Here is a 13161-nt window from a genome sequence, read left to right on the forward strand (position 1 = left end):
GGATGAATCAGGTCTGGAAGATCTGCCTTCTCTTCCAGGAAGGGCATTATTTAAGACTGATCGTACAGAAGAAATCCAGGTACCTTTTTTAAAGGATAAAGATATGTGGGAGTTACTAAAGCAATACAAGGTGGTGAAGCAAAATGAGGCACCAGAAACTCAAACAGAGAGCGAGACAAATCGAGATTTTATCGAGTTTAAATAAGTTGGAATTTGCGTCCAGGAGGCAATTGCAAGCAATACATGCGCTAGGTAGTATTCGAAATGCAAATCGTATTTTGAAGGATCTACGGCAATATTGCCATGTGACCTCTCATAACCGAGAGTATGTTTACTATCTTAATAAAAAAGGTTGTGCCTTGTTAGGATTAGAGCCGGATGAACGAAAAAAGAAGCATCAACTTGAACATATTCTTTTACGCAACGAGGCTTGGATGTGGTTAGATTTTCCGGATTGGAAGACAGAACAAGTTATAAAATTTAGATATCAAAATGAAGAAAAAATAATTGTACCAGATGCATATTATGTAGTGGATCAGATACCGCATTTTGTTGAGATTGATAGGCTGCAACACATGAAGAATAATGAAGAAAAAATACAGTATTATAGTTTAATTGCAAAGTTATATAAAAAACAAAGGAATATCGTACCAAACATTTTATTTTTTACAATATCAGACTATCGTGAACAGAGGTTAGAGAGTTATGGAATAAAATATAATGTATATGTACGTACATTTCTCTTAAAGGAAGTTTTGTAGTTCATTCTTTGCAACTGAATTACAAAAAATATAGATTTTTGGCAACTAAATTGTTAAAAAGGACTACATAGTTTAGTAGCCCTTATTAAGTCCAGAAATCTGTATGATTGATATTTTTACCTGTTAACTTCCGTAATGTATTAATAAGCTTGTTTTGATTTTTAAATGAAGGATGAAAGGCATTACCTTTACAAAGGCGACTTAATGTACTTTTACTTACACCACTAACTTTTGAAACTTCTTCTTGCGTTAGATCATGGCGATCTAAAAATTTGCCTAGCTTACTCCTGGGCTTTATAACAAACCATTCCAATTTCTTCACCTCTAGATAGGATTTTGTAGTAATAGTTTGTCCAAAAGTCCCATTGTTAAAACAGTTTCACTTTTAAGGAATGTATAGAAATATGTAAGCATAAGATATAGAAACTAATAAATTAAAAATATATGTAATAATTTCGGGGAATCTAGCATTCATAGTAATAGCTACAAGTTGCTGATACACTATCCTAATGGCAACTTGTTGCAAAGGGTATTCCTATAAAATTAAAAGCCTAAAACCATTGATACACAAGGGTTTAGGCTTTTAAAAATTTATAGAGTAATGAAAATAAGTTTAATAAACTAAGAGATAGTATATTGTTCAATGGTCGAATATTGAAGAAATATATATAATTTCACGTACCATAATGATAATAAAAAATATTTTCTAAATGGTTGTATAAACCAAAACAATAGGTTTATAATAAGAACAAACGTTCTGTTTTTGGAGGATGAAACGATGTTTGATTACTCAAAATGCATGAATCGAATGATTTTCTGCATAGACCTTTGTTCATTTTTTGCCAGTTGTGCATGTGTTATGAGAGGCCTAGATCCATTGAAAGTAAAATTAGCTGTCGTTGGGGATGTGAATAGAAATGGATCTATTGTGTTGGCTGCGACTCCTGAACTTAAAAAATTAGGTATTTCCACAGCAACCAGATTATACGAAGTACCAAAAGATCCGAACATTATTATTGTGAATGCAACAATGAGAAGATTTGTTGAAATTTCAAATCAAATCACAGAAATTTATACAAAGTATGTAGCATTAGAGGATCTACACGTTTACTCAATCGACGAATGCTTTTTAGACATGCAACAAACAGCGCACCTTTTCGGACGTGATCCAATTGTAATTGCTAAACGAATTCAAAAAGAGATATATGATACAACTGGTATAACTGCATCCATTGGGATAGCACCTAACTTATTTCTCTCAAAGGTTGCTCTAGATGTGGAAAGTAAACATTCGAATTCCAGGATTGCAATGTGGTCATACGAAGATGTTTCGAAGAAATTATGGAATATTAAACCCCTTAAAAAAGTATGGGGAATTGGAAAGGCTACGGAAGAAGCGTTGCACAACATGGGGCTATTCTCCTTGAAGGATGTTGTTAGAACGCCTAAAGAACATCTAATCAAGCGATTTGGCAAAGTAAAAGGTGAAGAGTTATATCGTTTTTCATACGGTATTGATGAGAGCCGTATTGCTAATAAATACATTCCGAAAAGCACTTCTATTACAAAAGGACAAATATTATTAGAAGACTGTTTTAGCCCCAAAAAATTAAAAATGCTTCTTCTAGAACAAATAGAAGAAACCTGTTTTCGCTTACGATCTATAGATAAATGTTGTCGTACGGTTGAGCTTTCTATAGGCTATAGCAAATACATCGGTGGAGGTTTTAAACGAGCGATTACATTAGATCAGCCAACATGTTTAACAGAAGAGGTGTATGAGGCCTCATTGCAACTATTAAGGAGGTTTCATTCTGGTCATCCGGTGCGACAAATACACATTACATTAAAAAACTTGACCAGGGATGATGCAATTCAAATGTCATTGTTCGAAGATACTTCCCAAAAAGATACTAAAAGGAAATTAGCAAAAACAATGGATAGTATAAGGCATAAACATGGTAAAAATTCAATTATGAGAGGTATTAGCTATATTCCAGGGGCTACACAACGTGATAGAAATAATAAAATTGGTGGACATAAAGAATAAGGAGGAATATACATCATGGACAGAGGTATGATGCGCTGGGTACCGTTCTCAGCAATAAAAGAACAGTTTGAAGGATTAAATGAATTGTATGAAAAACAAAATGAAGTACCGATGCCTATTTTAGATGAGCAACAATTAGATGAGATAAATGAAATCGTTTGTGAGGCAATGGCTGAAAATAAGCAAATAAGCATTTCATACAAAAAACAAAACAAAGCATATTCCGAAGTGGGTTATATTCATTACTACGATATGATTTGTAATGAATTAATAATTAGGAACCAACATGATAAAGTATTATATATAAAAATTAATCATGTAACAGATATCAAATATACATAGCGCTTAAAAAATTATGGGGTGGGGGAATTATGATGAAAAGTCAAAAAGAGCTTATCTATCATTTTAGAGAGTTTTGGGATTTTGAGTATATTTGTTTGGAGAAAAAAGGCTTGGGGTTCCCAGAATTAGAAGAAGTAATGTTGAAATATTACATGCATCAATCTGATGAGAATTTGGAATTTAAAGAGTGTTGGATACATCGTGAATTTGTGGATGGAGAAGAATTAAGAACAGTTCAAATTATATATGAAGATAGTAAAATTAATAGGGTTGTTCGTTTATGGGGATCTAAGAGAAATAAAGATGGAAAAGTTCTTGCAATAACAATGGACTTTTTAAATATAGAAACCAAAGAACTTGAATGTGAAATTGATCTAATGAAAGATAAAAAATTTGAAGGTAGCAACCATAGAAATAGAGCCCTTTTTAATTAGGACTCTATTTCTATGGTTCCATTACAAACTTTTATATCCCACATAGTTCGAATAAAACCCTGAAGTTTGATAAAAAACAAAAGATGTTAATGCTGTTTATATCCCACTACGTTTAAATAAAACGGGAGCATTTAATACAAAGTATCCAAAAGTAATGAAGTTTATATCCCACTACGTTTAAATAAAACCATCTAATATGTTCATAAGCCGGTATATCTCGTCTTAGTTTATATCCCACTACGTTTAAATAAAACTTAATTTTGAACAAACGTACAAAGAAGTAGATGTAGCGTTTATATCCCACTACGTTTAGATAAAACCCTATCTATATACGGATGATACACCTTATGATAGCAACATTTTAACAGGTGTATCAATCAGTATTTTGCAGCGAATCATCGATCATGTTTTTGTCTTCTCTTATAAAGTGCTGAAAGACCTTGTCATATCAAGGTTTTCTACATGTTTTATAAAAACGAGGTTCACTGCAAAATTACGGAAGTACAATTCCTGTTCCTGTTATCTTCTCTTTATCAAAATCGTACTTGCAATTTAAAGTGTGAATGTATTGAAGTCCGGGAATATCAATTTCCTTTATTTCGATTCCATATCGTTGAACCTGTTTTCTAGAAATAGAGGTTGTAAGCTTTTCGATTTGCATTCGTAATACTTTTCGCTGTTTCGAATCTTTTTCCTGTTTAAATGTAGTAAATAGCTCATGATTCTCTACATATATAGACCAGGGAATAACTTGATAATTATCAATATCACGCAGCAACCTTTGTGCTTCTGTATTTCCCATATCGTTTAGTGGAAGTGTATCCAATACCTTTAAAGCTTGGTAGAATTCATCTAAGTATTTTTTGCTTAGATTTTCTGTTTTATATAATGTTTCGACAAGCTCCATTTTTGTTTTCTCACGTAGTTTTTGTCCGTTAAAGGATTCTAATAGTTTTAAGCCGTTATGAACAATATCCTCATCGTAAACGAACCCTATCCCTTGTGCTTCTGTATAAACAAAGACATTAGGTTCTGTACCTTGATAGGCTCTTCCACGATAACAACGACCTAAACGCTGAAATAAGCTATCTAATGTAGAGATTTCAGTAAATAGCAAATCAAAATCAATATCTAATGAAGCTTCTACAAGCTGGGTGGCGACCCAAATCCCACTTTGTTCTTCACGGTTTTTATCATTTGGTGCGAATTTCTTAATTTCCTCTTCTAAAACGGCACGATCCTGTTGAATAAATTGCGTGTGCAACAACCTTACATTTTCATTATTAAACAACCCGTATATACGTTTTGCTTCTTTTACGGTATTAGCTATAATCAATACACGTTTATTTCGTCCAGCTTCACGAATATGCTCTAAATCCTCATCGATCTTTGTTTTGCGTATAGATATGCGGTGACGAATTAAGTCATTATAGAATTCCTCTTTTACAAAATCACTTACCATGATTTTGCCTCGTTTCTCCATTGTTTCCATAAAAACAGTAGGAAGCGTAGCGGTCATAATCATAAATTTCCCGCCTATCTGGTGAATCATTTCCAATGCTTTGAGTAAAACAGCTAAGATTTTCGGAGAATAACCTTGTATTTCATCTAAAACTATCTTAGAGTACGCCATTGTTGCCAGGTATTTCTCATATCCTCGAAATAAGAATGGAAACTTCAAAATTTGATCAATTGTGCTAAATGTTAACTTTTTACTCAATAAACGAGACTGTTCATAGATAAGCTCATTGGTTTCATAATCATTGTTTAATGTCTGTAAAAAATCCACGCTACCACTGTGTAGCAACCCAGCAATTGCTTGTTCCTCTTCATCTACATATCTCATTCCATTTGTTATACGCTCATACAAGGCATTTAAACTTACACGGATTGGGAGTGTAATAAAACCTTTAGCTTCATCAATCCAAAATAAAGAAGCTTCTGTTTTTCCCATACCAGTTTGTGCAACAGCCACAATATTCTTGTTTCGATTCTCATAAGAAAAGAGTTGTAGATTGCGTGGTTTATGGCCATTCTTTTTTAGGAATTCATCGACATAAGTCCCAACTCCTTTGTCCGCATGATATTCCACAAGTTCTCCTGCGGAAGCCGCATGATCTACACGATTTAAAAGTCCCTTTACAAGTACAAGAAGAGGATATTCTTTATCTTTTTTCTTAATTGGTTTCCAACCTATAGTTGTAGTATCAAGATCTTTATTAACAGAACAGCAAAATTCTTGCTCCAAACGGTCTATTTTCCCTTTTAAATCTGGTAAAACTGCATTTAGTATTTGGGCATCAAACATTACGTTTCGTACATGATGATGTGCAATTGCCTCTTTCACAACCCGTTCTGTACTTTTGGAATAATGTAATTCTAAAAATGGAACACAAAGTAAGGAAATAAAGGCATGAGGAACATTAGGATATTTTTTTTCAATTTCTTGCTTTGTTAAAAAGGATAACCCCATATTAAGTTTAATAAATTGTTGAAATCCCTCATAAATCTTTCCCGCATCGTGGTATTGGGCAGCTACTTGTGAAAGTTGCCAAATCTCTTCTGAAAACAGAGATCCATACGAGTGTTTTAGTAAAGATAAATTTTCTAATACCTGTCCTGTGTGTTCTTGTAATGTTTCAAATTCTCCTGTTTGCTGATCCCACTTTGCGTAAATCAGATCTTCCATGTTTCTCCTCCTGAAACAAATCCATGCCTACTCATAAGGCATGGAAAAATACAATATGTCCATCTTCATCTTCCATATACTGAGGTGAATTTAACCCTTCTCCTTTACGGAAGAACTGTGTTTGAACTGTCTCCCAAGTACGAATTTCTTGTTTCACTTGATATACCGTATTCAAACGATATGAAATTCCTTTATAATTCATATAATCAAGGCGATCAACAATGCAATGACGTGGTATATAAATATCATTTTTGAGTGTAATGATTTCTTTTGTTTGTCTTTCGTTCAACGTTACCAATTTCACGCCTTCAATGACCGCTAAATCTTCACGTCGACCAAGGCTTGGTGCTTCATTGATGTTTTCTAATGCTGTTTGTAATTGTTCCAATACACTTTGTTCGGCACGTACATGGAAAATAAGGGAGATTTCTTTCAACATATGAACATGCATGGGCATTGTTGTAACTTCTTTTGACTTGTAAAAATGATGTATTTGCAAATCAAACAGCTTTCCCTCGTGAGTACCTTGGATGCTGATTTCCATTGGAATTAATTCATTTGCACCTAATACATAGTGAAGGAACCCCTTCACCGTACTATACGGTGGAAGAGGATAGGTTTCCTTAGCTTTTTGTGCCATAGGTTTCTTGTAACAGGCAGTTTGTTGGTACAACTTTACTCGTAACACCGTATTAGCCGACATAATAATTCTCCACTTGTTGTAATAGATAATCTAGCATACCTTGAATTGTATGTGTTGAGTCGCTTGAAACAAGATTTCGTAGCTCCCCTTCATTCACGAAAACACCAGATAACAGACCAACATGCGTTTGTTCTTGTACAGTCCGTCCCATACTGCGACGTTCTAAAATTTCTTGTAGCATAATAGAATTTAAACGGTATTCACGTTTTGTCAGAACTAATTGTGTACGCCCTAAGAAATATGGTTGATTAATAGCATACAGACCTCCAATTACAAACAAAGGAGATAAATCTTCTTGTCGCCCGCGGATATTACGATTTAAGGAAAATACAATTTCTAAGAATTCTTTGATACGTCTTGCCTTTTCTTCACGTGGTAATTCAATTTCTCCATCTACACCAATTTTATCTAAATCAATAGTAATGGTATAAGAATATAAACTTGTATGCCGCTCAGATGTTGCGATATTTGGGTTTTCTTTGATACGTGAAGCATGTCCTAAATTTGTTAAAAATTCTAAGTCCCCTCGGTACGGTTCAAGAGAAACAGCATGAGATAATCGAATGCTAGCTGGGCGTTTGTTCCCCATGTCCCCTTTTACTGTCTTCATGTAACCAAATAAATCCATTTCTTCTGACTCTTGAATGGTAGCACTAGGAGAATATTGAACTACGCTTTTGCTTTTTCCTTCCCCTTCTCCTTTGTCACGGCCAACTGTATCTAAGTTCCAACCATAACGCTCGGCTCCTAAACGAACCATATCGTATCGAACAGCTTGCCGTGAAGCAAATGTATGAACATCTCCATTTCCACGATTAAATTTCTTTAATTCGGAGACGTTACCGATTCCTTCACCATAATTTAATGAATCTCCTTGAAACACGATCGTTAATGTTAATCCAGCCATTAGTTTGTTTCCTCCCCTTCTTTTTTATAGGGTTTGTCATTTAATCCGGATAGTAAAGCACTTGCAATACCTTCAAACTCATTACTATGTTCCCTTGTAGCATCCACATACATAGAAGTGTTCTTTTCCACTAATAAAAAGGTGCGGAATAATGTTTCAAAGAATTGTTGACGGTTATTTGTAGTTAAGGCATTTAACAGACGGTAAGTAATGCCTGGAATCTTATTTTCCATTCTACGTTCAGTAAGCCTTCTACGTACTTCGCGTCCATCCATTAGCGCATAATGGATTCTCTTTTGCATAGATTCATATTGTGCTTCTCGTGTTCCGTTAGACATGCCATAACACTCCTTTATTCTATTTAAATGAAACATAGCCAAAGTGGCCGCATACGTATCATAACTGGAATAATTGTTATCTACGTTTTTCCTCAATTGAATAGTGATATCACGAAAAAAATGCTCTCCATTTAATAATTTACGTAGGATTACGTTCCGAAACTGTGGATATTTAATATGATCGATCTCTTTTCCTCCACGCTCTTGAAGGTATTGAATGGCATGTTCTGATAAAAAATTCTGTGTAAGAGTCGTCTTTTTCCCACTATTTTGGAATTCAACTATTAACATATTTTTAGAAATCCAATTTGCTTTATCTTTGGCTTCTTTTAATGTGTTGTATAAAAACACTTCAAAAGGATTGTCTTGCTTTTTATTGGTGACAAATAAATCATTTATTTCCGCTAGTGTATCAAAATCCTCATCAGTTTGAATAAAGGAATAAACTACTGTATCTTTGTCTATATGATCCCTATAGAGCCCAAAAACAGAACAAAACATGATTAATCGATAAAGATTAGATATAGGAAACATTTTTTGATTATTCCATGTGTAATTCGTTGCATTTGCTAAACTGACTGCATTCGGAAGAAATACCGTTTCCGTGTAATCTGTAAGAGCAAATTGCCCCTCGATAACAGGACAATACAGTAATTCATCCTTCTTCAGTTTCGTGATTGTTTGTTTCGCTAACTTTTTAATATCTTCATCATCAGATTGCTGTATCATTTTGTTTAAGTCTTCTATTGCTTCGTTAGTGCTGTTAGAAGAACGAAGAACAGAAAGAACCTCTTGTTCTAGTAAAATAGGTTGAACGAAGTCTCTTGCAAGAAATTCTTCATGCTCTGAACGATTCAGGGTACTGCGTGATCTTTGTAAGAAACTTGTTTGACCATGCAATTCTCCTAAACGAAACCGAATCATATTTAATGTTAGTACTTCATTTACTTGTTCTTGCTTTAACAACTTCAAGTAACCTTTTGTGATTGTCTTTAATTCTTCAATAGTTGATACATCATTTTTGCTGCTAAACAGTTCCTTTAAAGCTCTAGCTTCAATTGGCAAACGCTTATTCAACTTATTTTCTGTACCTTTAATCTCAGTAAAGATAGAGTCTTTAGAACGTTTAAAATTGGATATAGCGGATGTTAGATAATTATTCATCTTATTTTCTTTTTCATTTGCAACAGAAAACATATCAAAAGCATAATTGAAAAACCATTTCGGAAAATCGTGAATCAATATTGGATCAAAATCTATATATGTCTCTTCGTTTTCAAATAAATCTGTTTCAGCATGCTCTAAAATACGATAAAACCCCAAAATACCAGTGTTCGTAGCCCAATCTTCTAAATATAATCGAATCATTGGTACTCCACGGACACGCAGCCGTACCCTTGTGACTTTTTGAAGGATGTACCAATTTGACGAAGGATTTCTAAGTCCTTTTGGTCTCCTTTTAACAAGAATGTACCTTTATAAGCTTCAAAGTGCTGGTGATTAGGGGTATTATCAAATTTTTCTTTTACAACTTGTTTTGTTAAATTCATAGGTATAAATTGCAAAGGTCTTTTCAAGCCTTCTCCATGATAATTAAGTAAATTCATATCACAAATATAATTGAAATTCTCTTCATAACCTTCTTCTGTTGGAGCAAGAGGTTTCCCAGCTCGGTCTTTAATAAAAATAGGGGAAAGGGTGCGGAATACTACCGTATCGCTTTTCACTTTGACTTCCGGTAGTATAGATATGTTCTTCTTCTGTAGTTTGTATCCTTTGTACTGAAATTCTTTAATTTCGTTTAAACCATCTACTAAGTAAGAAATGAATTCAGGATCAGGTGAACTAATAATCCAGTCCAATCCGTTCTGAAGGAGGAATTCATCATTTTTTAAAATATAGTCTTTAAGATAAACAGAAAACGTAAAATTCTTGCTTTTTTTATTCGGTTTATTCTCAAAGATATATAGGTTCTCTGCATATACTGCATTTGATGTTTTTAGAGCTTCTTTGATAAAGCTCACAAACATAAATCGATACGAGAGAGGAATTACTTTACAAGTAAAGCTTACTTTCAATCTCATCATCTTCCTCCTTGATCTTCAATATAAAACCATTATAAGTTATCAGAAAATTAAGGTTCAATAAATACGTAGAAATAAATGGGGAAAATCTTTTTGTGCAAATAACGATTTTTTCTTGATCCCATATAGTAAAGATAAAAATCATATGGTACTTCCGTAATTTTGCAGTGGACCTCTTTTTCATAAAAAACACAGAAAACCTTGATATGACAAGGTCTTTCAGCAAGTTTTAAGAGAAGACAAAAACATGATCGATGATTCGCTGCAAAATGCTGGTTGATACACCTGTTAAAATGTTGCTATCATAAGGTGTATCATCCGTATATAGATAGGGTTTTATCTAAACGTAGTGGGATATAAAGTAGTAAAACCTCCCTAGTTTCTCTGGTAAAACCTACGTTTTATCTAAACGTAGTGGGATATAAAGTAAGTATTGCTAGGCCTGCCAGCTGGAACTGTCCCTGTTTTATCTAAACGTAGTGGGATATAAAGTACCATAAGACTGTGAAAGTGGTTGTTGCGTTCATTTGTTTTATCTGAACTATATGGGATATAAATCCTAGATCTGGATGGTATTTCTTTGCTAGTTTCTTGTTTTATCTAAGCCATGTGGGATATAAAGAAATATGCTCCAATTGGAGCGGCAAACGATCCATAGTTTTATCTGAACTAAGTGGGATATAAACGAAGGTGTGTCACCGTATCTAGATGAAATTATTGAGTTTTATCAAAACGTGGTGGGATATAAATAAATGTGGTTGCAACTCCTCTGGTGTCAGCGTCTTCGTTTTATCTGGACTATATGGGATATAAAGACAAGAAAGACAATGCAGAAAATATTAAAGGTACCTGTTTTATCTGAACTAAGTGGGATATAAAGGATACAATGTAAGGTGTAAAGCCATTGTTCAAGTTGAGTTTCATCTGAACTATGCGGGATTTAAAGGACACGAAGCCAAGTCACTATGACATTAACAATCTAGTTTTATTTGAACGATATGGGATATAAAGAAACCTGCACCAATTAAGATAACTAATTTTTGTAATGTTTTATCTGAACTAAGTGGGATATAAAGAAACAAGAGCAAAAACCACAACAAGAGTAAAACAAAAGGAGCTTGTAGCAATCACTACAAGTTCCTTTTAAGATAATGTTAATAAGACAAATTATCCCATTATTTTTTCTTCATACTGTTTAGCAAGCTTATAAAAAGAAGAACGTTTGATACCATACTTTTTCATGGCTCCTACTGCTGTAATTGAACCGGATTTCCATTCCTTGTAAGCATCCGTGAATTCTTCTGTTATTTCAACAGGTGGACGTCCTAAACGTTTACCCTGTTTCCTGGCAAGAGCAATTCCCTCAGCTTGACGTTGTTTAATATCAATGCGCTCTTTTTCTGCAAAGGCAGATAATATTGTCAGTGTTGCTTTTTGAATTGCGCTCTGAATGACATCATTTGTACTTTCTCCAGTGTAATTGACGTTAATATAGGGTTCCTTTATAAATTGTAAATTTACTCTATGTTTTTCATAGTACCTAAATTCTTCTAATGTATCATTCATATTTCTCCCAAGTCTTGTTAATGAATCAAATACAATGGTATCTCCCGTACGAACAAGACGCTTTAACATTTGATAATTCTCTCGCTCCATATTTTTTCCAGATTGTTTATCAATGAAAATATCTCGATCTTCTATTCCTAAATCTTTCATATTCTGAATTTGTCGTTCTTCGTTTTGATCTTTACTCGAAACTCGGACATATCCAAATTTTTTATGTTTCATAAGCTACACCTCTCTGTTAATTATACCAATAATGTCTGTAAAGGTGTATGTAATAAACAGATGTCTGTAAAATAGAAAATAAGTATTTATAGACGTGATTATTTATTGGTTTCTATGTATCTGTAAAGGTATACTTTTATAGACATATCAAGTGTTCTTTACGTCTTTGAACACGTAGTAATGAAAAATGAACCAAAAGGTGTACCTTTACGACTAAAAAAAGAACCCAATCTGGGTCCTTTTTTATTTGTATATTATCTTTCAATAGGAAAATATTCTTGTAAATTCTTCAAATGTAAAAGTTGATTGTATTTTTCCTCACTTTGTTTTCTCCAATGTTTCCGCTCATTTTCAATAATATTTTTAACCTTCCACCACGGTGTAGAGGGATCTAGTTTGTGATTTACCTGTTTATCTACATCCAGACTAGAAATACGATTAAAATTAAAATATCTGTTGTTATGCCAAATGTGTTCTTTCTGCAATTTAAACATTGGAGCTAATTCAAGGCTATTCATATTTGCAAGAGGTTCATGATATTGAGTAAATAATAGATATTTAACTGCTGGAAAATACTCATAATCAGAATCATGGGTTAGTATTTTGTTATTTGACCGATATTTTTGTTCCTTTATGGATACATAGTATTCAAAATTTGATACATTTTCTATTTTCTCTAAAAAAATATTTTCCGTAATTTCAATAGGTTGATCTCCTATAGAACATTCGTTTTTAAATATATGAAAATGACAATCTCCATGTAAATTAGCACTAATTGCATTAATATTAGTGGGATGAACTAAATCAATTAATATATTACCCTTTCCTTTTCCTTCTTTAATTGTTCGAAATACAAAGATATGTCCACGCAAAAGATCATTCTGATAATCAATCCCCACAAAATCATACCTATAGTTTTGTTCTAATTTCAAAAAGTCATCATATTTTAGTCCCATTGTTAATTCGTACATTTTTCCTCCTATATATCATTTAAAGATAAAATATTGAACAATCACTTTAAATAATTTTATTTTCATATTTAATTTTACAACAGTTTTTTGGAAC

Annotated in this window: 12 protein-coding genes and 1 pseudogene; 5 read left to right on the forward strand and 8 right to left on the reverse strand. The window is 33.3% G+C overall.

Annotation, left to right across the window (positions count from 1 at the left end):
* A pseudogene (locus tag NSS97_RS28970) lies at positions 1 to 205 on the forward strand (FtsK/SpoIIIE domain-containing protein); the annotation flags it as partial.
* Complete coding sequence (locus tag NSS97_RS28975) at positions 144 to 761, forward strand: replication-relaxation family protein (protein WP_131929551.1); 618 nt, start codon at positions 144 to 146, stop codon at positions 759 to 761. The pseudogene NSS97_RS28970 and the gene NSS97_RS28975, both read left to right, overlap by 62 nt.
* A gap of 85 nt (positions 762 to 846) precedes the next feature.
* Here the strand turns inward: NSS97_RS28975 and NSS97_RS28980 are convergent, their stop codons facing one another.
* Positions 847 to 1074 (reverse strand): helix-turn-helix domain-containing protein, encoded by a 228-nt coding sequence (locus tag NSS97_RS28980; RefSeq protein ID WP_098223528.1) that lies wholly within the window; start codon positions 1072 to 1074, stop codon positions 847 to 849.
* A 465-nt stretch (positions 1075 to 1539) separates the two neighbouring features.
* Here NSS97_RS28980 and NSS97_RS28985 point away from each other — a divergent pair, with 465 nt between their 5' ends.
* From NSS97_RS28985 to NSS97_RS28995, 3 genes are read left to right on the forward strand one after another with little or no spacing between them, the layout of a single operon-like run.
* A complete protein-coding gene (locus NSS97_RS28985) occupies positions 1540 to 2811 on the forward strand; it encodes a Y-family DNA polymerase (protein ID WP_131929552.1) in 1272 nt (423 codons plus the stop codon).
* 12 nt (positions 2812 to 2823) lie between these two features.
* Positions 2824 to 3153: a YolD-like family protein gene (locus NSS97_RS28990; protein ID WP_131929553.1), complete on the forward strand. Its 330-nt coding sequence runs from the start codon at positions 2824 to 2826 to the stop codon at positions 3151 to 3153.
* Between the two features lie 32 nt (positions 3154 to 3185).
* Entirely contained in the window at positions 3186 to 3587 is a 402-nt protein-coding gene (locus NSS97_RS28995) for a hypothetical protein (protein WP_131929557.1), read from the forward strand.
* 493 nt (positions 3588 to 4080) lie between these two features.
* Here the strand turns inward: NSS97_RS28995 and cas3 are convergent, their stop codons facing one another.
* From cas3 to NSS97_RS29030, 7 genes are all read right to left on the reverse strand, one after another.
* Positions 4081 to 6276 (reverse strand): CRISPR-associated helicase Cas3', encoded by a 2196-nt coding sequence (gene cas3 / locus NSS97_RS29000; protein ID WP_341115039.1) that lies wholly within the window; start codon positions 6274 to 6276, stop codon positions 4081 to 4083.
* Positions 6277 to 6307: 31 nt separating this feature from the next.
* Positions 6308 to 6979, reverse strand: a complete 672-nt coding sequence (gene cas5b / locus NSS97_RS29005) for a type I-B CRISPR-associated protein Cas5b (protein ID WP_131929562.1) — start codon at positions 6977 to 6979, stop codon at positions 6308 to 6310.
* Positions 6969 to 7886: a type I-B CRISPR-associated protein Cas7/Cst2/DevR gene (gene cas7i, locus NSS97_RS29010; RefSeq protein ID WP_131929560.1), complete on the reverse strand. Its 918-nt coding sequence runs from the start codon at positions 7884 to 7886 to the stop codon at positions 6969 to 6971. The genes cas5b and cas7i overlap by 11 nt, the downstream gene beginning before the upstream one ends.
* Positions 7886 to 9592, reverse strand: coding sequence for a type I-B CRISPR-associated protein Cas8b1/Cst1 (gene cas8a1, locus NSS97_RS29015; RefSeq protein ID WP_341115042.1), 1707 nt, complete (start codon positions 9590 to 9592; stop codon positions 7886 to 7888). Before cas8a1 ends, cas7i begins: the two co-directional genes overlap by 1 nt.
* Positions 9589 to 10308 carry a CRISPR-associated endoribonuclease Cas6 gene (gene cas6, locus NSS97_RS29020; RefSeq protein ID WP_131929513.1) on the reverse strand — a complete coding sequence of 240 codons (720 nt, stop codon included), beginning with the start codon at positions 10306 to 10308 and terminating at the stop codon, positions 9589 to 9591. The genes cas8a1 and cas6 overlap by 4 nt, the downstream gene beginning before the upstream one ends.
* A gap of 1167 nt (positions 10309 to 11475) precedes the next feature.
* A complete protein-coding gene (locus tag NSS97_RS29025; RefSeq protein ID WP_341115046.1) occupies positions 11476 to 12096 on the reverse strand; it encodes a recombinase family protein in 621 nt (206 codons plus the stop codon).
* Positions 12097 to 12350: 254 nt separating this feature from the next.
* Positions 12351 to 13067, reverse strand: a complete 717-nt coding sequence (locus NSS97_RS29030) for a hypothetical protein (protein ID WP_341115047.1) — start codon at positions 13065 to 13067, stop codon at positions 12351 to 12353.
* Between the last annotated feature and the right edge of the window lie 94 nt (positions 13068 to 13161).

It is taken from the genome of Bacillus sp. FSL R12-0074 (assembly GCF_038005725.1).
Classification (GTDB): Bacteria; Bacillota; Bacilli; order Bacillales; family Bacillaceae_G; genus Bacillus_A; species Bacillus_A mycoides.

Excerpts from the sequence above, each read along its gene's own strand:
- cas7i (WP_131929560.1), bottom strand. The coding sequence starts at position 7,886 with ATGGCTGGATTAACATTAACGATCGTGTTTCAAGGAGATTCATTAAAT.
- cas8a1 (WP_341115042.1), bottom strand. The coding sequence starts at position 9,592 with ATGATTCGATTATATTTAGAAGATTGGGCTACGAACACTGGTATTTTG.
- NSS97_RS29030 (WP_341115047.1), bottom strand. The coding sequence starts at position 13,067 with ATGTACGAATTAACAATGGGACTAAAATATGATGACTTTTTGAAATTA.
- cas3 (WP_341115039.1), bottom strand. The coding sequence starts at position 6,276 with ATGGAAGATCTGATTTACGCAAAGTGGGATCAGCAAACAGGAGAATTT.
- NSS97_RS28985 (WP_131929552.1), top strand. The coding sequence starts at position 1,540 with ATGTTTGATTACTCAAAATGCATGAATCGAATGATTTTCTGCATAGAC.
- cas6 (WP_131929513.1), bottom strand. The coding sequence starts at position 10,308 with ATGAGATTGAAAGTAAGCTTTACTTGTAAAGTAATTCCTCTCTCGTAT.
- NSS97_RS28975 (WP_131929551.1), top strand. The coding sequence starts at position 144 with ATGAGGCACCAGAAACTCAAACAGAGAGCGAGACAAATCGAGATTTTA.
- NSS97_RS28995 (WP_131929557.1), top strand. The coding sequence starts at position 3,186 with ATGAAAAGTCAAAAAGAGCTTATCTATCATTTTAGAGAGTTTTGGGAT.
- cas5b (WP_131929562.1), bottom strand. The coding sequence starts at position 6,979 with ATGTCGGCTAATACGGTGTTACGAGTAAAGTTGTACCAACAAACTGCC.
- NSS97_RS29025 (WP_341115046.1), bottom strand. The coding sequence starts at position 12,096 with ATGAAACATAAAAAATTTGGATATGTCCGAGTTTCGAGTAAAGATCAA.